This window comes from Deinococcus indicus (assembly GCF_002198095.1).
Classification (GTDB): Bacteria; Deinococcota; Deinococci; order Deinococcales; family Deinococcaceae; genus Deinococcus; species Deinococcus caeni.
Window position 1 is genome coordinate 293,908 of sequence record NZ_NHMK01000011.1, and the last position, 24,497, is coordinate 318,404.

Below are 24,497 nucleotides of genomic sequence, written 5' to 3' on the forward strand. Positions count from 1 at the left end.
CAGGCTAGTGGCCCCCTCCACCGCCGCCATGAGAACACCCTCAACCTCACCTCCATACCCGGCACACAACCCTCTGGCGCGTCACCGTCCGGCCTACAACAGGGCGCGGCCGGGAGAGGACAGTCCCCTCCCGGCCGCGCCGCCCGGTTGATCTTCAGCCCTGCGCGGTACCGCTGCCGTTCCCGCGCCGGCCCCGGCGACGGCGGCGGCGCTTGGCGTCGTCCGCGCTGCCGGTCGCGGCCGTCTCCGGCACCTGCGCCGTCACGGACTCGCGCTGGGCACCCTGCGCGCCGCGCCCGCCATGCGGTCCCTGGCGGCCGTTCACGCGCTGCACCGCGCCCCGGTCGCTGCCGCCGCGCGTGAAGCTGCGGCCACCGCCGGCGCCACGCTCGCCTGCACGCTCACCACGGCCCGGCGGGCGGCCCCCGCTGCGGCCCCCCTGCCCGTCCTCGGGCGGCATGTTCTCCAGCGTCCAGTCCCCGAAGTACATGCGCTGCACCGTGATGTTCACCGGACGCAGGTGCTCGTTGCGGGGACGCTCCAGCGTGATCACCCGGCGGGAACGGCCGCCCATGCTGACCCCCCCGAAGGTGCGGCCCGGCCCGCGGCCCTCACGGCCACCGTCACGGCCGCCCTCCCGGCCACGGCGACCGCCACGGTCCGGCGCGGCCGACAGCGCCGGCTGCTGCGAGGGGTCCTCCAGCGTGAACTTCCGGGGGGCGCTCACGGGCACGCTCTGCAACTTCTCACGCTTTTCCTGCTCGCGGTCTTCGCGGCGGCGGGCGCGCGGTTTAACGGGTGAATCCATGTCGTTCTCCTGATGAATGTCGCCCGGACGGTACTCCGGGCTGGTCGGATCGGCCAGCGTGAAATCCGTCTGGCGGGCCAGCGGGTTCACGGTATTGATGGTCACGTGCACCGGGTCGCCCAGGCGGTACGAGCGGCCCCGGCTGCGGCCACGCAGCATCTGCGCGTCCTCGATGAACGCGTAGTAGTCGTCGTCCAGGTTGCTGATGTGCAGTTTACCTTCCACGCCGTTCTCCAGCGCCACGAACAGGCCGCTGGCCACCACGCCCGACACGTTCCCGTTGAAGCTCTCGCCCAGGTGCTCCTGCGCCCACTTCGCCTGGTAGTACTTCGTCAGGTCACGCTCGGCCTCGGTGGCGGCGCGCTCGCGGTCGCTGGTGTGGTCCCCCATGCCCGGCAGGCGGCCCTGAAGCTTGGCGACCTCGCGGTTCCCGGCCTTCAGGTCGCCGCTCAGCATGCCCTTGAGCACGCGGTGAACCAGCAGGTCCGGGTACCGGCGGATCGGAGAGGTGAAGTGCAGGTACTCGTCGAACGCCAGCCCGAAGTGCCCCAGGTTCTCCCCGGCGTACTTCGCCTGCTGCATGGACCGCAGCAGCAGCGTGTTCACCACGCTCTCGCGCGGCGTGCCCCGCACCTGCTTCAGGACCGCCTGGTACGCCTGCGGCGTCGGCTCCCCGCCAGGGAACGAGAAGCCCAGCCGTCCGATGGCGTTCGTCACCTCCTGGAAGCGTTGCAGGGTCGGTTCCTCGTGAATGCGGAACAGCGCCGGAATCTCGCGTTGCAGCAGCTCGTGCGCCACGACCTTGTTCGCCAGCAGCATCAGGTCCTCGATCATGCCGCGCGCCGTCTCCTCACGGATCGGGATGAGTTCCATGCGGCCGTCGGCGCCCACGTCCACCTTCACCTCGCGCAGCTTGAAGTCCAGCGACCCCTCGCGCAGACGCTTCTGGCGCAGCTTGGTCGTGATCTTCAGCAGCAGGTGCAGGTCCCCTTCCAGCTGACGGGCCTGCTCGGGCAGCGTGGCGGTCGCCTCGCTGTACGCCTGCACCTCGTCGTACGTCAGGCGCGCCTTGGAGTTGATCACGCTGGGCGCGATCTGCACCTTCAGGATCTCTCCCTCGGCACTCAGTTCCACCAGCGCCGTCATGGTCAGGCGGTCCTCGTACGGCACCAGGGAGCACACGCCGTTACTCAGATGCTCGGGCAGCATCGGCAGCACGCGCCCCGGCAGGTACACGCTGGTCGCGCGGGCATACGCCTCGTCGTCCAGCGGCGTGCCCTCCTGCACATAATGGCTGACATCCGCGATATGAATGCCGACCACGAACGTCCCCTCCGGCGTGGGCTGGATGTGGATCGCGTCGTCGAAATCCTTCGCGTCCCGGCCGTCCACCGTGAAGATGTTGAACTCCCGCAGGTCCAGGCGGCCCTTCAGGGCCTCCTCGGGAATCTGCGACGGAATGGCGTTCGCCTGCTCCTCGACCTCGGGCGGGAACTCGCCGCGCAGCCCGAACTTCACGATCACCGCTTCCGTCTCGGTCACGGGATCGTCCTCGGCGCCCAGCACCCGCGTCACCTGACCGAACACCTCGTCCTCGCCGGTGTTCTCCGGCCAGAACAGCTCGGTCACGACCCGCGCGCCCGCCTCCAGTTCGTCCAGACCGTCGGGCAGCACCAGAATGCGGTGCCGCGCCCGGTGATCGTCAGGCTTCAGGATCGGGTGCCCGTGATGGAATTCCAGCGTGCCCACCAGCTGCCTGTACGCGCGCTGCACGATCCGCACCACGCTGGCACGCGGGTTCCCGTCACCCTTCTGCCCACGGCGCGGCCCGCCGCCCCGGCCCGTGTCGCCGCGGCCCTCCATGCGGACCAGCACGATGTCGCCGTTCCAGGCTTCCAGCGTCTGCTCGGCCGGAACGTAGTAGTCGTCGCCGCCGCTGTCCGGAATCACGAAACCGAAGCCCGCCGCCGACGCCTGGAACCGCCCGCGGATCAGGCTCATCGCCTCGGGCAGCCCGTACGTCTTCTTGCGCGTCCGGATGACCTGCCCCTGCTCGACCAGCGATTCGAGCAGGTCCGTCAGGTCCCGCCAGTTCCCCAGGCGGCGGATGGTCTGCCGCGTGAAGGTCCGCTCCAGATCCTTGACATGCACCGGGCGACCCAGCTTGCGCAGCTGCGCCACCACGATGTCCCGCGCCGGGTTCGCGTCCAGCGGCGAGCTGTCGTCGCTGTCCTGGCTGCCGGCATCCTGCTCTCCGGCGTCCAGTTCGTCCTGCTCGCGGTCGCCGGGTTCATCCGCCACGGGCGGCTGGGCTTCCACCGCGTCGGCCGTGGCCTGGGCGCGCGGCTTGCGGCCACGCCGCGTGGGCTTCTCTGGTGTACTCACGGATTCCGCCCCGGTCGGCTGTGCGGCTCCGGAGTCTGCCTGAGCGGGAATGGCTTCCACGCCCGACAGCACGTCCGGCAGCGCCTGATCTGCCGCCAGCGGCGCGCGGCGACCACGGCCGCCCCGCTTCTTCGGAACCTCCAGGATCACGGGATCGGCCGCAGGGTCCAGTGGCACAGGGTCCGGGGTGGGCGAGAGGACCGCCGCGTCCGTATCCGCCGCCGCGTCAGCCTTCGCGCGGGGTTTGCGGCCACGCCGGGCCGGGGCGGGTGCCTCGGCAGGCGCGGTCACTTCGGCAGGCGCAGGCACTTCAGTAGGGACAGGCATTTCGGCAGCTGCGGGCACTTCGGCCCTCTCTTCCGCGGTGACGGCCTCGGGCGCGGCGGCTGGCACGTCGGCGGTCGCGGCGCGGCGGCCACGGCCCCGGCGGGGGGCGGGTGCCTCCACAACCGGCTGCGCATCCGGCACGGGCACTTCCGGCACGGTCGCGTCCGGTGCGGCCGACTCTGGCAGGGCCACTTCCGGTGCAGCCGTCCCGGCGCGCGGCTTGCGGCCCCGGCGCGGTTTCGCGGGCGCGTCCGGCGTGGACTGGTCGGCCAGGGCAGATTCGGTCGGGGCAGATTCGGCCGGGGCAGGTTCAACCGGGGCAGGTTCAACCGGGAGGGTCGCGCCCCTGCGGGCTGGGGTCCGGCGACCCTCCGTTTTCGCGGGAGTGCTGGCTTCCAGCTCTGCCGGTTCCTGCGCGGCCGGAACGTCGGCGCTCACGGCCTCGGGGGCTGGTGCCTCGGGGGTCGGCTCCTGGGGGGCAGCGCGCCTGCCACGACCCCGTTTGACCGGAGTTTCGGCCGGAGCGGCCTCGGCGGGCAGGTCGACAGCGACCGGATCAGCCGTCTGCTGAGCGGTGGCCTTGCGGGGCGCGGATTTCCGTTCGGTCGGCGCGGCCTTTCCGGCCGTCGTGGTGACCGGCGAGGTGGGGGCCGCAGGTTCGGCGGCCTTGCGGGTGGGGGTGGCCTTGCGGGCCGTCTTTCTGGGGGTGTCTGCCAATTCACTCGCCTCCGGGCGGGATGGAGCGCCGCTGGAGTCGCGGCGACGTGCGCCCGCAGGCTTCCGGGCCGCTCTGGACTGGCCGGTCGCGGCGGGCGCGTCCGGCTGGGTGGTCGTGGGGATCGTGGCGTCCGCCTCGGGGTGGGTCGCGGTCACGTCCGGCCGCTGCTTCTGCTTGCGCTGCGCTGTCTTGTTGGCTCCGGCGTCGGCACCCTGGGGCGCCGGCGGCGTGTCCGTTTTCTTCGGTTTCGGCATGGAACGTACCTGGTCACTCAGGACGCGCCCGTGGGGGTGAACTCGTTTGGGACGCGGTCAGTCTGCCTGCATCTGGCACGCGGAACACGCGCGCAACCCGCCCACGGGAACTGGTTTTCGCTTCCTCGGGTTGCGCCGTGAACCCACCGCCCGGACTGGCTGTTGCCCGAAAAGCGGGCGTGGTGGGGGCGCTGTCCTGAACCCGGCAGCACGGTCAGCATAACACGCGCCGCGCCGCTCTCACCTGACCGGACCTTCACCCGCCGCCCCTGCCCACGCGCCGCTCAGGACGGACGCGCTGAGCGGCGCGTGATCGCTCAGGCGCGCCTCACGGTCCACCCGCACGTCCCGCGTCTCCACGCCCGACGCCAGCAGGTAATCGATGCGCCACCCCACGTTGTTCGCGTAGGCGTTCGCGCGGTTACTCCACCACGTGTACTCGGGCTGATCGCCCAGCCACGCGCGGTGCGTGTCGGTCAGGCCCGAGGCGAGGTGACGGGTCATCCACTCCCGCTCGTGCGGCAGGAACCCGCTGTTCTTCTGGTTGCCGCGCCAGTTCTTCAGGTCCACCTCGCGGTGTGCGACGTTGTAGTCCCCGCCGATCACTACCGGGCGGCCCTCGGCCAGCAGCGCGTCCGTCCAGGCCTGAAAATCACCCAGCACCCGGTCCTTGAAGCCCTGCCGTTCCGGGCCGCTGCTGCCGCTCGGCAGGTACACGCTCACGAACCGCACGCCCCGCACCACTGCGCTCACCACGCGGCCCTCGGCGTCCATCTCGGCGTGCGCCATGCCGGTCCGCACGTCCTCCAGCGGGTGCCGGGCCAGGACCGCCACGCCGCTGTACCCGGCCTTCTGCGCCGGGAACCACGCCCCCTGGTACCCCAGGTGCGCCAGCGCGTCCGGCATCGGATCGGCCCGCACCTCCTGAAGCAGCAGCACGTCCGGCCGCTCCCGCACGGCCCAGTCCACCAGTCCCTTGCGAAGCGCGCTGCGCAGCCCGTTCACGTTCAGGGTCGTGACCTTCAACCCGCCTTCCCGGCCCACCGCCACGTCCGTCATCACGCCATCCGTCATCGCGCCGGAGCATACCGCTCCCCACCCGCACCCGCCTCAAGGGACGCTCAGCGCCGCCCGAGTCCCCGGCGCGCGGTCAGTCTGTTACGCTACACCCACCATGGTCGAGATCAAGTTCCGCAACGAGGCAGACGGCAAGGAATTCGAGATGACCCACCCCAGGGCCGCCCGCGTCCTCACGGACATCCGCGCCTGGGCCGAGAAGAACGCCTTCGAACACGTCGCCTTCTGGCGCGACCCCGAGGACGAACACAAGTTCTGGGTGCAGCTCGGCGACGACCGCCTGAACTACTGGATTCACGACACCACCTTTACCGAAGGCAAACACGAAACCGTCGAGATGCAGATGGACTACGCCCGTGGAGCGCAGCGCCGCAGCGCCGCCGGGTACGGCAAGTTCGACAAGTAGTACGGACTCCGGTTGAATGGGCTGCAAAGCCCGCTGGGTCCGGGCGAAGCGACTTGGAGAGTCCCTCCGCAGAGTGGGAGAGGGGCGGGCTGCCGGACGTGGAGCCGGCAGGGGCGGTGAAGTTCCGGATTGTTGGCGAAACAAACGGCAGTCCGTGTAAGACTGCTGGCCAGAGACCGTTCAATCCGAGCGAAACGAGACGGAACCCGCACGGGGGAAGCAGGCGGCGGGGCGCAGGACGCGATCAGGGCGTCCCGCGCCCCGCCTGCGTTCACGCGACCGGCACGGACCCCAGCGCCCGCGCCGCCTCGCGCAGCACCTCGGGCGGCTGCACCAGTGCGAAGCGCACGAAGCCCTCGCCGCCCGCTCCGAACGCCGCGCCGGGACTGACGGCCACCCCCGTCTGCCGCGCGGCCCGCACCGCGAACGCCACGCTGCTGCCCAGCCCCGGCACTCGCGCCCAGGCGTACATGCTCGCCTGCGGCGTCGCCACCTCCCAGCCCAGCGCCCGCAGCGCCGGGACCAGCGCGTCCCGCCGCGCCTCGAACACGGCTGCCCCGGCGCGGCCCACCGCTTCCGGCAGGCCCAGCGCATGCGCCGCCGCCCGCTGGATGCCCAGGTACGGGTGGAAATCCACGGCGCCCTTCACGCGCGCCAGCGCCGCGACCGCCCCGGCGTCCCCGGCCGCGAACCCCACCCGGAACCCGCCCATGTGGTGCGTCTTGCTCAGCGAATGCAGCTCGATCACGCCGTCCAGGCCGGCCTCCAGCGCACTCGGCGCTCGGTACTCCCCGAACGTCAGCTCCGCGTACGGGTGATCGTGAATCAGCAGCGTGCCCTGCGCCCGGCACCACGCGGCCACCTCCCGGAAGAACGCCGCGTCCGCCACCGCCGACGTGGGATTGTTGGGGTAGTTCAGCAGCAGCGCCCGCGGGCGCACGCCGTCCGGCACGCTGCCCAGGTCCGGCAGGAACCCCCGCTCGGGCCGCAGCGGCAGCGTCAGGACGTTCAGGCCCGCCACGGCCGCCGCGCCCAGGTAAGGCGGGTAGCACGGGTCCGGCAATAGCAGCGTATCGCCGGGGTCCGTCACGGCCAGCAGCAGGTGCGCCAGTCCCTCCTGCGCGCCGATCAGCGGCAGCACCTCGCTCTGCGCGTCCACCCGCACCCCGAACCGGCGGCCCAGGTACCCGGCCGCCGCCTCACGCAGCGGCGCCGTGTCGCTGAACAGCGGGTAACGGTACGTCGCCGCGTCCCGCGTCGCGTCGCGCAGCACGTCCAGCACCGCGTCCGGCGGCGGCAGGTCACTGCTCCCGATACTCAGGTCCGTCACGGTCAGACCCGCCGCCCGCGCCTCACCCTTCGCCGCGTCCATCAACGCGAACACGCTTCCCGGCACCGCCCCCGCCCGTCCTGACAGCCACATGCCCCCAGGGTAGCCCAGCCGCCCACCGGGCCATGACACGCGGCCCAGGACACGCGACACGGTGCGACCACAACAGAAACCATAGGGTCAGGGGGCCCACCTCCGAAGAAGCGGACCCCCCAACCCTGCGTTCCCTGCCTGGATTACTGATCGACGCCGCCGTATACGGGAATGCTGACGGTCGTGAGTGCCTTGTCCCCCGACTTGACGGTAATCTGCGCCATGTCGTTCACGTTGACGCTCGTATCGGTCCGTTCGACCGTCACGTACAGCAGCGCGTAGCCGCCCTGACGGGTCGTGCTGTCCAGGGTGATGCTCGTGCCCGCGCTCAGACCCGCCGTCTCGAGGGTCAGATCGTCGGGCAGCGTGCCACCCAGGTCAGCCAGGGGAATCTCGATGGCCAGCCAGCTCGACTCGGTGTACAGGGCGTTGTACTGCAGGCCGTTGCCGTCGGTGGCGTAGGCGATGCTCGAGGCGGCCAGGGCGTTCCCGGTGGCGAAGGTCAGGGCGAGGGCAGCGGTCACGGTCATCAGGGTCTTTTTCATGGTGGGTCTCCTTGGGTGGCGGGTGCGCCTCGTGGCTGCCTCCCGTCTTGAGACAGAGAATGCGCCCGCCCCGTGCAGGGGCCGTGCAGACCATGTGCAGATTTATCGAAGACGCCTCCGCGCGCCGCGCGGCGTCCGGCAGTACCCTGAAGGCATGGCGGACCCCAGTCTTCAGGTGCTCACGGCCATGATCACGCCCGCCGTGCTGATCAGCGGCGCCGGCACCCTGCTCATGAGCACCAGCAGCCGCCTGGGCCGCGTGACCGACCGCGTGCGGCAACTCACGGCCCGCTTCAAGGTCCTGGTGACCGAGGACGGCCGTCAGGAAGGACTGGCCCGCGAGGAGAAACGCCTGATCGTCCAGCAGCTCCCTCGCCTGGCGCGGCGCAGCTGCATCATCGTGCGCGCCATGACGGCCCTGTACCTCGCCGTGGCGCTGCTGGTCCTGACCAGCATCCTGATCGGCGGCAGCGCCCTGCTGGGCCAGGACGCGGGCCTGCTGCCGGTCGTCATTGCCATCGCCGGAGCCGGCAGTCTGGCGTACGGCGCGCTGCTCCTGAGTTTCGAGACGCGCCTGAGCGCCAGCACCACCCGCGAGGAGATGAAGTTCCTCGTGTCCCTCGGCGAACACTACGCCGGGCTGTACGACGAACAGCTGCTGCGTGAGGTCGAGGAGAACCTGCGCGCCTGACCGTCCGGGTACGCTACTGGCATGTCCCTGACGTTCACGGCGACCCTGTTCGAGTGGCGCGGCCCGGCCCCGCATTACTTTCTGCGTGTGCCGGATGAACTGGTCCCGGACCTGCGGGACGCGGCGCGGCTGGTCACGTACGGCTGGGGCATGATTCCCTGCCTCGCGCGGGTGGGGGAGACGACCTTCCGCACGGCGATCTTCCCGAAGGACGGCGGGTACCTGCTGCCGGTCAGGGTGGCCGTGCGCCGCGCCGAGTCGCTGGAGGAAGGCCGGGAGGTGACGGTGACCGTCACGCCCGGCTGAAGCCCAGTGCGTCACGCAAGGACCCCCACCCGTTTCCAGGTGGGGGTCCGTTGCTGGACGTTCGTCAATGTCAGTTGGTGTACGTGACGTTGTCGTTCACGACGCCCGGACGGGTGTCGTCGTAGGAGCGGTCCCCGGTGACGGAGTCGCTGCTGGTGTTGTTCTCGCCGTACTTCTCGAGGGTGCGGTCGTCGGCGACCTGCATGTCGCGCACGGTCTGGAGGCCGGTTCCGGCGGGAATCAGCTTCCCGAGGATGACGTTCTCCTTCAGGCCGATCAGGTCGTCGACCTGACCCTTCATGCTGGCCTCGGTCAGCACGTGGGTGGTGTGCTGGAAGCTCGCGGCGGACAGCCAGCTCTTGGTGGTCAGGCTGCTCTTGGTGATGCCCAGCAGGACGGGCTTCCAGGAGCTGGGCGTCTGGCCTTCCTCGAGCAGGTCGTTGGCCTGATCGACTTCCCAGCGTTCCACGGTCTGCCCTTCGAGCAGTTCAGTGTCGCCACCGTCGGTGATCTCGACCCAGCGGAGCATCTGGCGGACGATCACTTCGATGTGCTTGTCGTGGACCTTCACGCCCTGGCTGCGGTACACGCGCTGCACTTCTTCCACCAGGTAGCGCTGGGCGGCGTCGGTGTCCTTGTACAGCAGCAGGTCATGCGGGTTGATGGCGCCGCGCGTCAGGGGCTGGCCGGCCTCGACGCGGTCGCCGTCCTTGACGATCATGCGCAGGCTCTTGCCGATCTTGGTGGCGGTCTTGCTGGAGTACTGGTCGTCATCGGCCTCGATGCGCACGAGGTAACGCTCTTCCTCTTCCTCGATGCGCACGGTGCCGTCACGGTCGGCCACGGCCGCGCTGGTCTTGGGCTTGCGGGCCTCGAACAGTTCGATCACGCGGGGCAGACCCATGGTGATGTCCCCGCCGCCGCTCCCGGCGACCCCACCGGTGTGGAAGGTGCGCATGGTGAGCTGCGTGCCGGGCTCGCCGATGGACTCGGCGGCGACCACGCCGACCGCCTCGCCCATGGAGACGGGCTTGGCCTGCGACAGGTCGTAGCCGTAGCACTTCTGGCACACGCCGCTCTTGACGCGGCAGTTCAGGGGCGTGCGGACGAACACGCTCTGGAGGGTCTTGGCGCTCTTCGTGATCGCCTTGACGTCTTCCAGGGACAGCATCTCGCCGGCTTCGATGGTGCGGCCGTCGAGTTCGACGCTGTCGGTCAGGGTGCGGCCGTAGATGCTGGTCTCGATCTCGCTGGCCTTGCGGCTGCGCCACTCGCCGGTGCGCTCGTCAATGGCGCCGAGCGGGATGGCGGTGTAGTCGGTGGTGCCGCAGTCCACGTCACGCACGACGACTTCGTGGGCCACGTCGACCAGCTTACGGGTCAGGTAGCCGGAGTCGGCGGTACGCAGCGCGGTGTCCGCACCACCCTTACGGGCGCCGTGGGTCGAGATGAAGTATTCCAGCACCGACAGACCCTCGCGGAAGGAGGCGCGGATCGGCACTTCGATGGTGCTGCCGTCGGGGCGGGCCATCAGGCCGCGCATCCCGGCGAGCTGCGTGATCTGCTGCGCGTTACCACGGGCGCCCGACAGGCTCATGATCCACAGGGGGTTGAAGGGGTAGTTCTTGCCGAAGTTGTCGAACATGGCGTTCTTGACTTCGTCCTTCGTGTCGTTCCAGAGCTGCACGACCTGCTTGTAACGCTCTTCTTCGGTCATGAAGCCGAACTCGAAGTTCTGCTCGATCTCGGCGACCTTGGCGTCCGCCTCGGCCAGGATCTCGGTCTTGGCGGGCGGGATGACGATGTCGTCGATGCCGATGGTGATGCCGGAGGTCGTGGAGAGCTTGAAGCCCGCGTCCTTCAGGCCGTCGAGCAGTCCGGCGGTCGCCTCGAGGCCCAGGTGCTTGAAGCACGCCATGATCATGTCTTTCAGGTGGTCTTTCTCGTACGCCGTTTCCAGGTTCACGAGGGTGTCGACCAGGGCGGCCTGGTTGCCCAGCGCCTCCTGCACGATCCGGCGGAACATCACGCGGCCCGCGCTGGTGTCGTACGTGACGCCGTTCAGGCGGATGCGGACGTGATCTTGGTAGTCGATGGTGCCGCGGTTCACGGCCATGATCGCCTCGTCCGGGTTGGCGAAGACGTACTTCAGGCGCCCGGCACTGGTGTCCTGACCGGCGACCCTGACGGCGCTGTTCAGCGCGATCTTGCCGGCGTCCAGGGCGTCCAGGGCTTCCTGCTCGCTGCTGAACTCGCTGCCAGCGCCGAGGTTGTCGGTGCGCAGCTGGGTCAGCGTGAAGATCCCCAGGATGATGTCGCGGCTGGGCTTGACGTTCGGCTCGCCGTTCGCGGGGGACAGCAGGTTGTGGGCGCTGAGCATCTGGATGCGCGCCTCGGCCTGCGCCTGGGCGCTCAGCGGGACGTGGATGGCCATCTGGTCGCCGTCGAAGTCGGCGTTGAAGGCTTCACAGACCAGCGGGTGCAGCTGGATGGACTGACCTTCGACCAGCACCGGCTCGAAGGCCTGGATGCCCAGTCGGTGCAGGGTGGGCGCGCGGTTGAGCAGCACGACCTTGTCCTCGATGACCTCTTCCAGGGCGTCCCAGACGCTGTCGCGGGTGTCGCGGTAGCGTTCGAGCATCTTGCGGGCCTGCTTGATGTTCGTGACCTCGCCCTTCTCTTCCAGGACCTTGAACAGGAACGGCTTGAAGAGTTCGAGCGCCATGCGCTTGGGAACACCGCACTGGTGCAGCTTCAGCTGCGGGCCGACCACGATCACGCTTCGGCCGGAGTAGTCCACGCGCTTACCCAGCAGGTTCTGACGGAAACGGCCCTGTTTCCCGCCGAGCAGGTCGGTCAGGGAACGCAGGCTGCGGTCGGAACCGGGGTTCGTGACGGGGCTGCCGCGGCGCCCGTTGTCGATCAGGGCGTCCACCGCTTCCTGAAGCATGCGCTTCTCGTTGCGGATGATCATGTCCGGCGCGCCCTGACTCATCAGCTTCTTCAGGCGGTTGTTACGGTTGATCAGGCGGCGGTACAGGTCGTTCAGGTCGCTGGTCGCGAAACGGCCGCCGTCCACCTGCACCATCGGACGCAGGTCCGGGGGCATGACGGGCACGGTGTTCAGGATCATCCAGCTGGGGTGGTTGCCGCTGCGCTTGAACGCACGGGTCACTTCCAGGCGCTTGCGGGCCTTGGCGCGCTTGTGGCGGCTGGAGTCCTTCATCATCTCGTTCAGTTCGACTTCCAGCTCGTCGAGGTTCAGGTCGTCCAGGAGTTCCTTGACGGCCTCGGCACCCATCTTCGCCTCGAAGTCGTACGACTCGATCACGCGGACCTGCTTGCGCACCAGGTCGATCTCAATGCGGCCGCTGATGTCGCTCTGGAGGTTGCCGCCGTCGGCGAGTTCGTCGCCGGGCTCGACGCGGTCACCGTTCACGACGAGGGGCTCGTCCTCGTAGGTGTAGACCTTGGCCTTGCTGACGATGATGCTGGCGGGGTTGTGCAGGGTGATGACGCCGTCGGCTTCCGCGATGACTTCCTCTTCCTTGTCGATGGCCCCGATGATCTTCTGACCACGGCGGACATCGCTGCCGTCCCCGACCAGGACGTGCATCTGCGGCTGGATGCCGTACTCGGCGCGGCGCGTCCAGTGGGCCGTGACCTGCACGTCGCCCTTCTTCTTGGGGAAGGTGACGGCCGACAGGCGGCTGTCACGGCTGACGCGCAGGCGCGTGCCGCTCGCGGCGTCAGCCAGGACGGCGCCCGCCTCGATGATCTCGCCGTCCACGACCTGCACGTTCATGCCGTGCGGGACGTACACGCGGCTCAGGACCTCGCCCATGGGCGCGGCCGTCTCCTCGTCGTCAGCGGCGGCGACCGTCTCGCGGATCTCGACCATCACGCTGTCCTCGCCCATCTCGTGCAGGAACACCGTGCCGTCCACCGGAGCGGTGATCTGCACGTCGCTTTCCAGTTCGGCCAGGATCTCGCCGGCGCGGAAGGTGTCCTGCTCGACGAGCGCCTCGGCGGGCAGCGGCAGGCTCGCCTGGACTTCCTCGGCGTACGCGATGACCGCGCGGCGCGGGAAGCGGTACTGCGCCAGGCCGTCCATCTTGCTGACCACGTTGCCGCCCAGGATCTGGCCGCGCGTGACGTACTCGCCGTCACGGACCTCGGCTTCCACGCCGCCGGTCAGGGCGTACGTCTCCTGGCGACCGAAGCGCAGTTCGCGGTACTCGTCGTCGCTGAGCAGCTCGCCGCGCTTGAGCGGGCGGCCGTCCTTCTGGGCGTTGCGGGGCGTGGTGACCAGGAAGGAGCTGAAGTACAGCACCTTCTCCAGCTGACCGGCCGACAGGTCCAGCAGCGTGCCGATCTTGCTGGGCGTGTCCTTGACGTACCAGATGTGCGCGGCGGGCGTCGCGAGGTCGATGTGACCCATGCGGTAGCGGCGCACCTTGCTGCTGGTCACCTCGACGCCGCAGCGCTCGCAGACCTTACCCTCGTAACGCTGACGCTTGTACTTCCCGCAGGCGCACTCGTAGTCCTTCTGCGGCCCGAAGATGCGCTCGTCGAACAGACCCTCACGCTCGGGTTTCAGGGTGCGGTAGTTGATGGTTTCGGGTTTCTCGACCTCACCGAACGACCACTCGCGGATCTTCTCCGGGCTGGCGATGGCGATACGAACTTTGTTGAAATCTTTCATTCGAACTCCTTCGGAGTTGTTGACGGAGGATGGAAGATAGTTGATGGATTGACGCGTCTGTGGTTGTTCTGTCAACCATCAACTATCAACAGGCGCGCAGCGCCTTTAGCGCTTGGGCATCATGCCTTCGAAGATGTCGACGGACTTGTCGCCGTTGTCGAGCACTTCGACGTCCAGGCCCAGCGAGTGGAGTTCCTTGACGAGCACCTTGAACGATTCGGGGATGGTGCTGCCCGAGACTTCCTCGCCCTTGACGATGCTCTGGTACGCGGCGTCGCGGCCGTCGATGTCGTCGGACTTGATGGTCAGCATTTCCTGCAGGACGTGCGCGGCGCCGTACGCTTCGAGTGCCCACACTTCCATTTCCCCGAAGCGCTGGCCGCCGAACTGGGCCTTACCACCGAGCGGCTGCTGGGTGATGAGGCTGTACGGGCCGGTGGAGCGGGCGTGCAGCTTGTCTTCCACCATGTGGTACAGCTTCATGACGTACATGGTGCCGACCACGACGGGGCCGCTGATGGGTTCGCCGCTGCGGCCGTCGTACAGGACGCTCTTGCCGGTGCGGGCCAGCTGCATCTGGGCGCGTTCGTAGTCGCCGTTGGGGGCGTCCACGACGCCGACCTTGCCGGCGCGGTCGAGGACTTCCTGCTCGCGCTTGTCGAGTTCGAAGCCGTCGTCCTTGCGTTTCTGGAGGCGTTCGGCGGCGGCGACTTCCAGCATTTCCTTGATGGTCGCCTCGGTCACCGAGTCGAACACGGGCGTCTCGAACTTCTGGCCGGTCAGGCGGGCCACTTCACCCAGGTGGGTTTCGAGGATCTGCCCGAGGTTCATGCGGCTGGGCACGCCCAGCGGGTTGAACACGAGGTCGACGGGGGTGCCGTCTTCCAGGTAGGGCATGTCCTCGGGGGCCATGATCTTGGAGACGACGCCCTTGTTCCCGTGGCGGTTGGCGACCTTGTCGCCCACCTGCAGCTGACGTTTCTGGGCCACGTACACGCGGACCATTTCGCGCACGCCGGGCTTGAGGTCCACGCCCTCGTCGCCACGGCGGAAGCGGACGGTCTTGACGACGATGCCGCCCTGGCCGGACTGCACGCGCAGACTGGTGTCCTTCACTTCGCGGGCCTTCTCACCGAAGATCGAACGCAGCAGGCGCTCTTCCGGGGTGGGTTCGGACTCGCCCTTGAAGGAGGTCTTGCCGACGAGGATGTCGCCGGGTTTGACTTCCGCGCCCACGCGCACGATGCCGTCCTCGTCGAGGTCGCGCAGCGCAGCCTCAGACAGGCCGGGGATGTCGCGGGTGATCTTCTCGGGCCCGAGCTTGGTGTCGCGCGCCTCGATCTCGTCTTTTTCGATGTGGACGCTGGTGTAGAAGTCCTTGCGGACCAGACCCTCGCTGATGCAGATGGCGTCTTCGAAGTTGAAGCCGTCGAAGGGCATGATCGCGATCGTGATGTTCTGACCGAGCGCGAGGCGGCCCAGGTCGCTGGCGGGACCGTCGGCGATGACCTGCCCGGCCGTGACCATGTCGCCGGTATCCACGATGGGATGCTGGTCGAGGTTGGTGCCCTGGTTGCTGCGCGTGAAGCGCACGGTCTCGAAGGTCCGGACGTTCCCGACGTTCAGGCCCAGCGCGGGGGCGTCCTCGGTCAGGGTGATCTGAATGACGCGGGCGTCCACGTAGCTCACGCGGCCGGTCACGTCACTGACGACGCTGGTGCCGCTGTCGGTCACCACGCGGCGCTCGACGCCGGTGCCCACGGCGGGGCTGTCGGCGCGCACGAGCGGCACGGCCTGCGACTGCATGTTGGAACCCATCAAGGCGCGGTTGGCGTCGTCGTGCTCCAGGAAGGGAATCAGGCTGGTGTTGATCGAAACGATCTGTTTCGGGGACACGTCCATGAAGTCCACTTCTTCGGGCGTGTACCACAGCGGATCGCCCTTGCGGCGGGCCAGGACGCGCTCGTCGCTGAAGGTGCCGTCCTCGTTCAGCGGGCTGTTCGCCTGCGCGACGGTGTAACGGTCCTCGATGTCGGCCGTCATGTAGACGACGTCGTTGGTGACCAGTCCGTTCTCGACGCGGCGGTACGGAGCCTCGATGAAGCCCAGGTCGTTCACCTTCGCGTAGGAGGCCAGCGAGGAGATCAGGCCGATGTTCGCGCCTTCCGGCGTCTCGATCGGGCAGATGCGGCCGTAGTGGGTACGGTGCACGTCACGCACGTCGAAGCCGGCGCGTTCGCGGGTCAGACCGCCCGGCCCCAGCGCGGAGATACGGCGCTTGTGGCGCAGGTCCGACAGGGGGTTGGTCTGGTCCTTGAACTGGCTGAGCTGGCTGCGGCCGAAGAATTCGCGCATGGCCGCCACGATGGGGCGGTTGTTCACGAGTTTCGTGGGGGTCGCGGCGTCGGGGTTGCCGAGCAGCATGCGCTCGCGCACGCCACGCGCCATGCGGCCCATGCCCACGCGCAGCTGGTCGGCGAGCAGTTCGCCCACGGTGCGCACGCGGCGGTTGCCGAGGTGGTCGATGTCGTCCTCGCTGACCGGCACGTCGTGCAGCACGCCGTCCGCGTCGGCCATGCCGACCGTCTCGCGGCCGTACTGGAGCGCCATCAGGTAACGGATGGTGTCCACCAGACCGGCGTCCGTAAACTTGCCGTCCTGGAAGTTCAGCAGGGTGCGCTCTTCACGCTGCACGCCCAGCTTGGTGTTCATCTTGAACCGGCCGGGTTCGCCCAGGTCGTAGCGGCGCGGGTCGGCCAGCAGCCCGTACAGGTACTGCACCGCCTTGTCACGCTTGGGCGGGTCGCCGGGGCGCAGCACCGTGAACAGGCGCAGCAGGGCCTCGTCGGCGCCCATGCCCGCGCTCTTGTCCTCGGGGAGTTCCATGTCCGGCTCGAACTCCGTGAACAGCGCCTTGAGGCTGGCGTCGTCGTAGCCGAGGACGCGCAGCAGCATCGCCACGGGGAACTTGCGCTTGTTCACCTTCATTTCCAGGATGCCGCCCGCGAACTCCAGTTCGATCCAGGGGCCGCGCTTGGGCATGGGGATGATCGCGCCGGTGTACATCTTCTTGATGCCCTTGTAGGAGCTGGTGAAGTACACGCCGGGGCTGCGGTGGATCTGCGAGATGATCACGCGGTCCGCGCCGTTGATGACGAAAGACCCGTCCTCGGTCATCAGGGGCAGGTCGCCCAGGAACACCTGGTCTTCCTTGATCAGGCCGCTGTCCTTGTGGATCAGCTGCAGCTTGGCGTACATGGGCGCCTGGTACGTGACGTCCTTCTCGCGGCATTCCTCGGGCGTGTAGGGCGGCTCGCCCAGACGGTACTCGAGGTAGTCGAGGACCAGGCCGGTCGAGCGGCCCTTCTCGGTCTCGTCAATGGGGAAGACTTCCTTGAAGGCGCTCTGAAGGCCGACGTTCTCGCGGTCCTCCGGAGCCTTGTCGGACTGCAGGAACGCCCTGAAGGAGTTCACCTGGATTTCTGTCAGGTTGGGAAGCGGAATCACTTCCGCGATGTCACCGAAACGCTCGATGCGGGGTCCTTTACCGGTCAAACTCATGTCCACCTCGCACGCACCCTGGGTCTCACGCTGGGCCTTCCGGGGCTGGAAAAGGCGCAGGCGGAACACGCAACCCCTCCGGTCGCGGTCCCTGAATTAAGGCTTAGTTTTGCAGACCCGTTCGCCGCAACTAGCTCCTGCCCGACCCATCATGGTCAGCACAGGACAGTATAGGCCCGGCCGGGTAGACAGGTCAATGGGCGCGCAGAACGCCCGGCCCGTAGGACACCGGGGCGCCGCGCGGCGGATCAGATGCCGGGCAGTATGCCCCAGCTTCCCTCCCGAATCAATCCGGTCTGCGCGCCCCACCACCCCACCCGCCCCTTCACCTGACCTGATGACAACCGGCCGCACCCGACCATTCCAGCCGCGCTGACGGTCAGACCCACCCCGCCTTCCGTACCATGAGCACGTGGACGCCCTGCAACCCTACCTGCCCTTCCTGCTGAACCTCCTGCGCCTGCTGGCCATCATCGGCCTGATCCACGCGGTCGTCACGCGGCAGCAGGTGTACTGGATCGTCATGCTGCTGTTCGGCGCGCTGTTCGGCGGCCTGTTCGGACTGGCCTTCGCCGCCGTGTACACCTTCATGGTCCTGATCCCCGCCGCACGCGGAAGCAGCCGCGCCGCCGGGCAGGCCGTGGCACGCGGCGTCGAGGCCCTCAAACCCCTCGACACCCGCATCCGCGAGGCCCAGGAGCAGTTGCAGGAAAGCGACACCCTCCAGAACCGCGCCGACCTGGCCGCCCTGCAGGCCCGCGCCGGCCGCCCCGACGACGCGCAGGCCACCCTGGCCCCCCTCCTGAGCGGCATCTACGCCGACGACCCGGTCGTGCTGCTCACCAGCGCCGAACTGGACCTCGCCCGCCACAACCCGGCCGACGCCGAAACGAAACTCAACCGCGTGGACCTGCGCACCAGCGCCGCCACCCGCACCCGCACCCTGACGCTGCTCGCCCAGGCGCAGGACGCCCAGGGCAAACCCGAAGCCGACCAGACCTACCGCGACGCCACCACCGGCGCCACCACCGAGGAACCCCGCGCCCGTCACGCCGCGTACCTGATCCGTCAGGGCCGCGCCGCCGACGCCCGCGCCCTGCTGGACGCCCTGGCCAAAACCGAGCAGAAGGCCAGCGGCCTCTACCGCCGCCAGGAACGCGAATGGTTCCAGATGGCCGCCGGACTGCGCAAAGAGCTGAAGTGATCACCGCGCCGGTCTACCTGTACGACCCGCCCAGCCCGCCGCGGCCTACCCAGATCCGGCGGGTAGAAGGCAGCCAGACGATCTGGACGATACCCATTCCCGCCGAACTATCCCGGCAGTCCGCGCAGCTGGGCCTGGGGGGCCTGTGGATCAGCCTGTGTCCCACGGGAGGCGTCATCGCGGCGTCCGCGTGCGAGACGTGGCAGCTGAACCCGGAGACCGGCGAGCGACTGAACAGCTGGCCGGGCGAACTCTGGACCGCGCAGACCGACGCGGTGGTGCTCGTCACCGACCGCTCCCGCTCCTTCGATGCCCTGGACGTGTTCACCTTCCAGGCGACTGTCGTGCGGGCCACCGGGCCGCACGCCGTGACCGGCCAGCTCAGCGCCCGCCCGGACTGCGGCGGCTTCGACGTGCTGGGCCTGCGCTGGATGAGAGAGACCCTGCGCCTGAGTGCCCGCGACGGCTGCGGCCTCTGGACCAAGCGGTTCGGAGAGACACCCTGACGGGACCAGAGCAGGCCGTGGTCGTGGTGACCGAGCTGAGCGCGTCCCGTATACCCGTCGGCGTGACCGGTGCGGGGGAGTGGGTGTACCTCGCGCGGGAAGGCGGGTGGTCGTCGTTGACACACTCGTCCCCGGTTTTTCTGGTCACGGCGTTGCAGCATGGGGCCGCATTTCACTCCGATCTGCAGGAGCGTCTGGTCGCGGTGGGCCTCACCCCGTCCCTGGCGGACACCTTCCCGGTTGATTCGAGTATCCGGCTGGGCCTGACCTGGCCTACAGAGTTCTGGCAACAGGCGGCGCTGGACTGGCTGGAGCGGGAGGGGCGTGCTGAGGCGTTTCTACCTGAGCTGGAGGCCCTCGTGCACACAGGTGGGACGCAGCAGATTCGTCATACCGCCCGGCGACTGGTATGGGCGGCCCGACAGCAGGCACGTGAATAGGCCATCTTTATTACCCGGATGATATTGCCTTGCTGTAATTCATCCGGGTAATATCCAGTCATGGATGCCGAACCCACCTTCACCACCTTCGAGGGACCTATCCGCCGCCTGACCGCGCCCCTCGCGGACACCCTCAGCCTGCTGCACGCCGCGCCGCGTGCGGGTCTGCTGACCTTCGACGACCTCACCGGGCGCAGCGTGGACTTCGACCTGAGCGGCACCCTGGACGAGGTCCTGGCCCGCCACGCACCCGAAACGCCCCGCACCGGCCCCGGCCGCCCGAAACTGGGCGTCGTGTCTCGGGAAGTCTCGCTGCTGCCCCGGCACTGGGAGTGGCTGGAACGCCAGCGGGGCGGGGCGTCCGCCGCGCTGCGCCGCCTGATCGACGAGGCCCGCAAGGCCGACCCGGACGGCGAACGCCGCGCGCAGGCCCAGGCGGCCGCCGACCGCTTCCTGGGCGCCGTGGGCGGCGACCTGCCGGGCTTCGAGGCCGCCACACGCGCCCTGTATGCCGGCCAGCGCGCCGCTTTCGAGGACGCGCTGGCCACGTGGCCGCCGGACATCCGCACGCACGCGCTGCACCTCGCCGCGCCTGCGCTGGACGTGAAGCACCTAGCCACGGAATGAAAAACCCCCAGCCGAAGCTGGGGGCTGCACTCCCGGTAGGGGGGACTTACTTGAGTTCGACGCGGGCGCCAGCAGCTTCCAGCTGGGCCTTGATCTTCTCGGCTTCGTCCTTGCTGACGCCTTCCTTCAGCGCGCCGCCCTTCTCGCTCATGTCCTTGGCTTCTTTCAGGCCCAGGCCGGTGATGGCGCGGATTTCCTTAATGACGTTGATCTTGCTGGCGCCGGCGTCGACGAGGATGACGTCGAATTCGGTCTTCTCTTCAACGGCGGCGGCGGGGCCAGCGGCGGGGCCGGCAGCGACGGCGGCGGTGACGCCCCAGGTTTCCTTCAGACCGTCGATGAGGTCTGCGAGTTCCATGATGGTGAGCTGGCCGAGCTGGTCGATAAGAGCCTGTTTGTCGTAAGCCATGATGTGTTCCTCCGAAATTGAAGTGGGTGGTGCTGAGAGTGGGAAAGAAGGGCGTTCCGGTGGGGAACGCTCAGGCGTTCAGGCCTGTTCTTCGAGTTTGGTCTTGTACGCTTCGAGGATGCCCACGAAGTTGCTGAGGTGCGCGCTGAGCACGCCCACCAGCTCGCCCTGAAGGCTCTGCTTGCTGCCCAGGCTGGCCAGACGCTCGACGACTTTCACGTCGACGCGGTTGCCTTCGACAAAGCCTGCCTTGACGGCGGGGATGCCCTTGTCGTTGCCTTTGGCGGCGTCGCTGAGGGCCTTGGCGACCCCGGCGGGGTCTTCCTGGGCGACAACGATGGCGCTGGGGCCTTTCAGAGCGTCCGCAAAGTCACGGCCGCCGTCCTGAAGGGCGAGGTTGATCAGGGTGTTCTTGGCAACAATCAGCTGCCCGCCCTTCTCGCGGATGTCTTTACGCAGTTTGCCCAGCTGGCCGGCGGTCAGGCCCTGGTAGTCGACCACGTAGAACGTGTCGACGCCCGTAAGGCTGCCCTTGAGGCTGCTGAGGGTCTGCTGGTTCTTGTCGTTCGCCACGCAGTACCTCCTAGGTGGGAACAAGTCCAGGTGCAGTGCTCGTCACCTGACAACTCGGCGGGATGTTTAAACCTGGCAAGGGTCCCCGCTGTCATGGATGCCTGAAAAGAAACGGATTGGAAAGGTGCGAGGATTGCACCGGGGTGCCGAAGTAAGTCGATGGGCGAGGGTTGATGGTCGATGGATGGTTCTGTCAACCATCAACCTTTCCCCATCAACGGTCCTGCTCAGGCGTTGCTGCCGCCGCTCAGAGTCAGCTGGATGCTGGGGCCCATGGTGGTGGTCAGGAAGGCGCTGCGCAGGAAGACGCCTTTGGCGCTGCCGGGCTTGGCGGCTTCCAGGGCGCTGATCAGCGAGGCGTAGTTCTCGCTGAGGCTGCCGGGCTCGAAGCTGGCCTTGCCGATGGGCGCGTGCACGACGCCGGTCTTGTCGTTACGGAACTCGATGCGACCGGCCTTCAGGCTCTTGACCATGCCGGCGACGTCGGGGCCGACGGTGCCGCTCTTGGGGTTGGGGAGCAGGCCGCGCGGCCCGAGCAGACGCGCGAGCTTCTGACCGACCTGGGCCATCATGTCGGGGGTGGCGACGACAGCGTCGAACTCCATGAACCCACCGGCGATGCGCTCGATCAGCTCGTCGCTGCCGACCACGTCGGCGCCGGCGGCTTCGGCGGCCTGCACGTTGTCACCCTTGGTGATCACGGCGACGCGCACGCTGCGGCCGGTGCCGTGCGGCAGGGCGACCGTGCCACGCACGTTCTGGTCGCTCTTGCGGGGGTCGATGCCCAGACGGAAGTGCACTTCGACGGTTTCGTCGAACTTCGCGGTGGCGATGTCCTTGACCAGTGCGGCGGCCTCGTCGATGGTGTACTGCTTGTTGCGGTCCACCTTGGCGACCAGGGCCTCGTAACGCTTACCGTGCTTAGGCATTGGGGGCCCCCTCGATGGTCACGCCCATGGAGCGGGCGGTGCCGGCGACGGTGTTCGCGGCGGCTTCGACGCTGCCGGCGTTCAGGTCGGGCATCTTGGTCTTGGCGATTTCCAGGACCTGGTCCCAGTTGAGCTTGCCGACCTTGGCCTTGTTGGGGGTCGCGCTGCCTTTCTGCAGGCCGGCGGCCTTGCGGATCAGGTAGCTCATGGGGGGGGTCTTGGTGATGAAGGTGAAGGAGCGGTCGGCGTAGATGGTGATCTCGACGGGGATGATCGCGTCACCCTTGTCGGCCGTCTGCGCGTTGAACGCCTTCGTGAACTCCATGATGTTCGCGCCGTACTGACCGAGCGCGGGACCCACGGGGGGGGCCGGAGTGGCCTTACCCGCCGGGAGTTGCAGTTTGACTAAACCTGCGACTTTTTTCATGCATTCCTCCTTAGCTCCCCCAGGCCGGCCGCTGGGGCGCGGGCCGGGGTGCTGACGCTAAGTTCTGCGCGTCCACCCTGGGGTGGATTGACAGCAACTTTTCGATTTTACTTCACGCCGCCCCTGTTTGCCAAGGTGGGCCGTCGGGGGCGGCGCGCTGTTACTTGGCGACCTGACCGAAGTCGAGTTCGACCGGGGTTTCACGGCCGAAGATGCTGACCAGCACCTTGACCTTGGCCTGCGGCACGTTGACCTCGCTGATGACGCCGCTGAAGTCCGCGAAGGGACCGCCAGTGACGCGCACCATGTCGCCCGCCTTGAAGTCCACCTTGACGCGCGGCGCTTCCTCGATGACGGGCTGCGCTGCCACGCCGACCGAGGCCAGCAGACGCTGCACTTCCTCGGGGGAGAGGGGCACGGGACGCGTGGCGGTTCCGACGAAGCCGGTCACGCCGTTCGTGCCGCGCACGACTTCCCACGACTCGCCCAGTTCACCCGGCGCGTCGTCGTCCTCGACGTCCATCTGCACGAAGACGTAACCGGGGAACAGCTTGCGTTTCACGGTTTCCTTCTTGCCGCCGTCGCGGAGTTCCACGGCTTCCTCGGTGGGTTGCAGCACCTGGAAGATCTTGGTGCCGCGCATGCCGAGTTTGCTGGCGCGGTCCATCAGCTGCGATTCCACGCGGTCTTCCTGACCGACGTACGTGTGAACGGCGTACCACTCGATGCCCATCACAGCACCGCCCGGATCAGGCTGCTGAACAGCAGGTCAAGCGCGTACACGATGAGGGTCAGGGCGGTCACGAAGATCAACACGGCCTGGGTGCCTTCCAGCACCTGCTGGCGGGTTGGCCACGAGACGCGCGACAGTTCCGCGCGCGAGTCACGGAAGTACTGAATCAAGTTCATGCGTTCACCTGCAAAGAGAGAAAAGGTCTGCCCGGAGCGGCGGGCGTCATGCCCGGCTGGGAAAGATCAGACCTTCTTCTCTTTGAAGACCACGTGCTTCTTGGCGACGGGGTCGTACTTGCGCAGTTCCATCTTGGCCTGCGTGTTGCGGCGGTTCTTGGTGGTCGTGTAGTAGAAGCCGGTGCCGGCGCTGCTTTCCATTTTCACGATGATGCGGGGGCCGTCTTTCGCCATGATGTTGCTCCTTCGCAGTCCCCGGTGGGGTCTGCTCCCAGCGTTCCTGATGGTGGCCGTTCTGCCGCACTGGGCGTCCGGACCCGCTGGTAAAAGCCCGCCTTCTGGCGGGCAACATTCCAATTATAGAGAGTCCAGGGTCAGGTGTCCACTGCGCCGGGCAGGCAGGTCGGAAAACTGCCGATGCTGCGCGGGTTTTTCCGCTGCCGGCAGGCGCTCGGCTCCTCGTGTGGCGGCCGGGCGGCCCAGGCGTGCAGGTCGTCACGGTTCCCCGCGAAGTCCAGAAGCGGTCGAGGATGAACACCTGCTGCGCGTCCGGCCTTGATAAACGCCGCACCCCGCATCGGCGAGGGGCACGGCAAAAAAGGGGAGACCCGCAGGCCTCCCCCTCATGGAAACTGGATTACTCGATGACTTTGGCGACGACGCCGGCGCCGACGGTGCGGCCACCTTCGCGGATGGCGAAGCGCAGGCCTTCTTCCATCGCGATCGGCTTGATCAGTTCCACCACGAACGTGATGTTATCGCCGGGCATGACCATCTCCACGCCTTCGGGCAGTTCCACCACGCCCGTCACGTCCGTCGTGCGGAAGTAGAACTGGGGGCGGTACCCGCCGAAGAACGCGCTGTGACGGCCGCCTTCGTCCTTGCTCAGCACGTACACGCTGGCTTCGAACTTCGTGTGCGGCTTGATGCTGCCGGGCTTCGCCAGCACCTGGCCACGTTCCACGTCGTCACGCGCCACGCCGCGCAGCAGCACGCCTACGTTGTCGCCCGCCATGCCGCTGTCCAGCAGCTTGCGGTGCATTTCGATGCCGGTCACGGTGGTTTTCTTCGTGTCGCGCAGACCGATGATTTCCACTTCGTCCTGGACCTTCACGACGCCACGCTCCACGCGGCCGGTCGCCACGGTGCCACGACCGGTGATCGTGAACACGTCTTCGACGGGCATCAGGAAGGTCTTGTCGGTGGCGCGCTCGGGGGTGGGGATGTAGCTGTCGACGGCGTCCAGCAGTTCCCAGATGCGGTCAAC

At 67.9% G+C, this 24,497-nt stretch carries 21 protein-coding genes; 7 read left to right on the plus strand and 14 right to left on the minus strand.

Annotation, left to right across the window (positions count from 1 at the left end; genetic code table 11):
• Positions 1–154 precede the first annotated feature (154 nt).
• Positions 155–4,492, minus strand: coding sequence for a ribonuclease R (gene rnr, locus CBQ26_RS09620; protein ID WP_244898011.1), 4,338 nt, complete (start codon positions 4,490–4,492; stop codon positions 155–157).
• Positions 4,493–4,732: 240 nt separating this feature from the next.
• Positions 4,733–5,566 carry an exodeoxyribonuclease III gene (locus tag CBQ26_RS09630; RefSeq protein WP_088248401.1) on the minus strand — a complete coding sequence of 278 codons (834 nt, stop codon included), beginning with the start codon at positions 5,564–5,566 and terminating at the stop codon, positions 4,733–4,735.
• Positions 5,567–5,666: 100 nt separating this feature from the next.
• Here CBQ26_RS09630 and CBQ26_RS09635 point away from each other — a divergent pair, with 100 nt between their 5' ends.
• Positions 5,667–5,975, plus strand: coding sequence for a hypothetical protein (locus CBQ26_RS09635; RefSeq protein WP_088248402.1), 309 nt, complete (start codon positions 5,667–5,669; stop codon positions 5,973–5,975).
• Between the two features lie 271 nt (positions 5,976–6,246).
• On the opposite strand, the gene CBQ26_RS09640 is transcribed toward CBQ26_RS09635, so the two are convergent.
• Both CBQ26_RS09640 and CBQ26_RS09645 read right to left on the minus strand, forming a co-directional pair.
• Positions 6,247–7,398 (minus strand): aminotransferase class I/II-fold pyridoxal phosphate-dependent enzyme, encoded by a 1,152-nt coding sequence (locus CBQ26_RS09640; protein ID WP_088248403.1) that lies wholly within the window; start codon positions 7,396–7,398, stop codon positions 6,247–6,249.
• Positions 7,399–7,541: 143 nt separating this feature from the next.
• A complete protein-coding gene (locus CBQ26_RS09645; RefSeq protein WP_088248404.1) occupies positions 7,542–7,943 on the minus strand; it encodes a hypothetical protein in 402 nt (133 codons plus the stop codon).
• A 154-nt stretch (positions 7,944–8,097) separates the two neighbouring features.
• Here CBQ26_RS09645 and CBQ26_RS09650 point away from each other — a divergent pair, with 154 nt between their 5' ends.
• Positions 8,098–8,634 (plus strand): DUF2721 domain-containing protein, encoded by a 537-nt coding sequence (locus CBQ26_RS09650; RefSeq protein WP_088248405.1) that lies wholly within the window; start codon positions 8,098–8,100, stop codon positions 8,632–8,634.
• A 21-nt stretch (positions 8,635–8,655) separates the two neighbouring features.
• Entirely contained in the window at positions 8,656–8,940 is a 285-nt protein-coding gene (locus CBQ26_RS09655) for a DUF1905 domain-containing protein (protein WP_088248406.1), read from the plus strand.
• A gap of 70 nt (positions 8,941–9,010) precedes the next feature.
• Here the strand turns inward: CBQ26_RS09655 and CBQ26_RS09660 are convergent, their stop codons facing one another.
• Entirely contained in the window at positions 9,011–13,645 is a 4,635-nt protein-coding gene (locus CBQ26_RS09660) for a DNA-directed RNA polymerase subunit beta' (RefSeq protein ID WP_088248407.1), read from the minus strand.
• Positions 13,646–13,750: 105 nt separating this feature from the next.
• Positions 13,751–17,206 carry a DNA-directed RNA polymerase subunit beta gene (gene rpoB / locus CBQ26_RS09665; protein ID WP_088248452.1) on the minus strand — a complete coding sequence of 1,152 codons (3,456 nt, stop codon included), beginning with the start codon at positions 17,204–17,206 and terminating at the stop codon, positions 13,751–13,753.
• A 412-nt stretch (positions 17,207–17,618) separates the two neighbouring features.
• Here rpoB and CBQ26_RS09670 point away from each other — a divergent pair, with 412 nt between their 5' ends.
• The 4 genes from CBQ26_RS09670 to CBQ26_RS09685 are packed head-to-tail and all read left to right on the plus strand — an operon-like array spanning position 17,619 to position 19,983.
• Complete coding sequence (locus CBQ26_RS09670) at positions 17,619–18,410, plus strand: hypothetical protein (RefSeq protein ID WP_088248408.1); 792 nt, start codon at positions 17,619–17,621, stop codon at positions 18,408–18,410.
• Positions 18,407–18,916, plus strand: coding sequence for a hypothetical protein (locus CBQ26_RS09675; RefSeq protein WP_088248409.1), 510 nt, complete (start codon positions 18,407–18,409; stop codon positions 18,914–18,916). The genes CBQ26_RS09670 and CBQ26_RS09675 overlap by 4 nt, the downstream gene beginning before the upstream one ends.
• A 17-nt stretch (positions 18,917–18,933) precedes the next feature.
• Complete coding sequence (locus CBQ26_RS09680; protein WP_088248410.1) at positions 18,934–19,356, plus strand: hypothetical protein; 423 nt, start codon at positions 18,934–18,936, stop codon at positions 19,354–19,356.
• Positions 19,357–19,416: 60 nt separating this feature from the next.
• On the plus strand, positions 19,417–19,983 hold the full coding sequence (locus CBQ26_RS09685) for a DUF2239 family protein (protein WP_088248411.1): 567 nt from the start codon (positions 19,417–19,419) through the stop codon (positions 19,981–19,983).
• 46 nt (positions 19,984–20,029) lie between these two features.
• On the opposite strand, the gene rplL is transcribed toward CBQ26_RS09685, so the two are convergent.
• The 8 genes from rplL to CBQ26_RS09725 form a co-directional block, all read right to left on the minus strand.
• Complete coding sequence (rplL, locus tag CBQ26_RS09690; RefSeq protein ID WP_088248412.1) at positions 20,030–20,392, minus strand: 50S ribosomal protein L7/L12; 363 nt, start codon at positions 20,390–20,392, stop codon at positions 20,030–20,032.
• A 78-nt stretch (positions 20,393–20,470) separates the two neighbouring features.
• Positions 20,471–20,965: a 50S ribosomal protein L10 gene (gene rplJ / locus CBQ26_RS09695; protein ID WP_088248413.1), complete on the minus strand. Its 495-nt coding sequence runs from the start codon at positions 20,963–20,965 to the stop codon at positions 20,471–20,473.
• Between the two features lie 227 nt (positions 20,966–21,192).
• Positions 21,193–21,894 (minus strand): 50S ribosomal protein L1, encoded by a 702-nt coding sequence (gene rplA, locus CBQ26_RS09700; RefSeq protein WP_088248414.1) that lies wholly within the window; start codon positions 21,892–21,894, stop codon positions 21,193–21,195.
• Entirely contained in the window at positions 21,887–22,321 is a 435-nt protein-coding gene (rplK, locus tag CBQ26_RS09705) for a 50S ribosomal protein L11 (RefSeq protein WP_088248415.1), read from the minus strand. The genes rplA and rplK overlap by 8 nt, the downstream gene beginning before the upstream one ends.
• Positions 22,322–22,481: 160 nt before the next feature.
• Positions 22,482–23,054 (minus strand): transcription termination/antitermination protein NusG, encoded by a 573-nt coding sequence (gene nusG, locus CBQ26_RS09710; protein ID WP_088248416.1) that lies wholly within the window; start codon positions 23,052–23,054, stop codon positions 22,482–22,484.
• Positions 23,054–23,230, minus strand: a complete 177-nt coding sequence (secE, locus tag CBQ26_RS09715; protein WP_088248417.1) for a preprotein translocase subunit SecE — start codon at positions 23,228–23,230, stop codon at positions 23,054–23,056. Before secE ends, nusG begins: the two co-directional genes overlap by 1 nt.
• A 66-nt stretch (positions 23,231–23,296) precedes the next feature.
• Positions 23,297–23,464, minus strand: a complete 168-nt coding sequence (gene rpmG, locus CBQ26_RS09720) for a 50S ribosomal protein L33 (RefSeq protein ID WP_022800165.1) — start codon at positions 23,462–23,464, stop codon at positions 23,297–23,299.
• Between the two features lie 403 nt (positions 23,465–23,867).
• The coding region (locus CBQ26_RS09725; RefSeq protein WP_244898012.1) for an EF-Tu C-terminal domain-related protein at positions 23,868–24,497 on the minus strand (630 nt) is incomplete at its 5' end.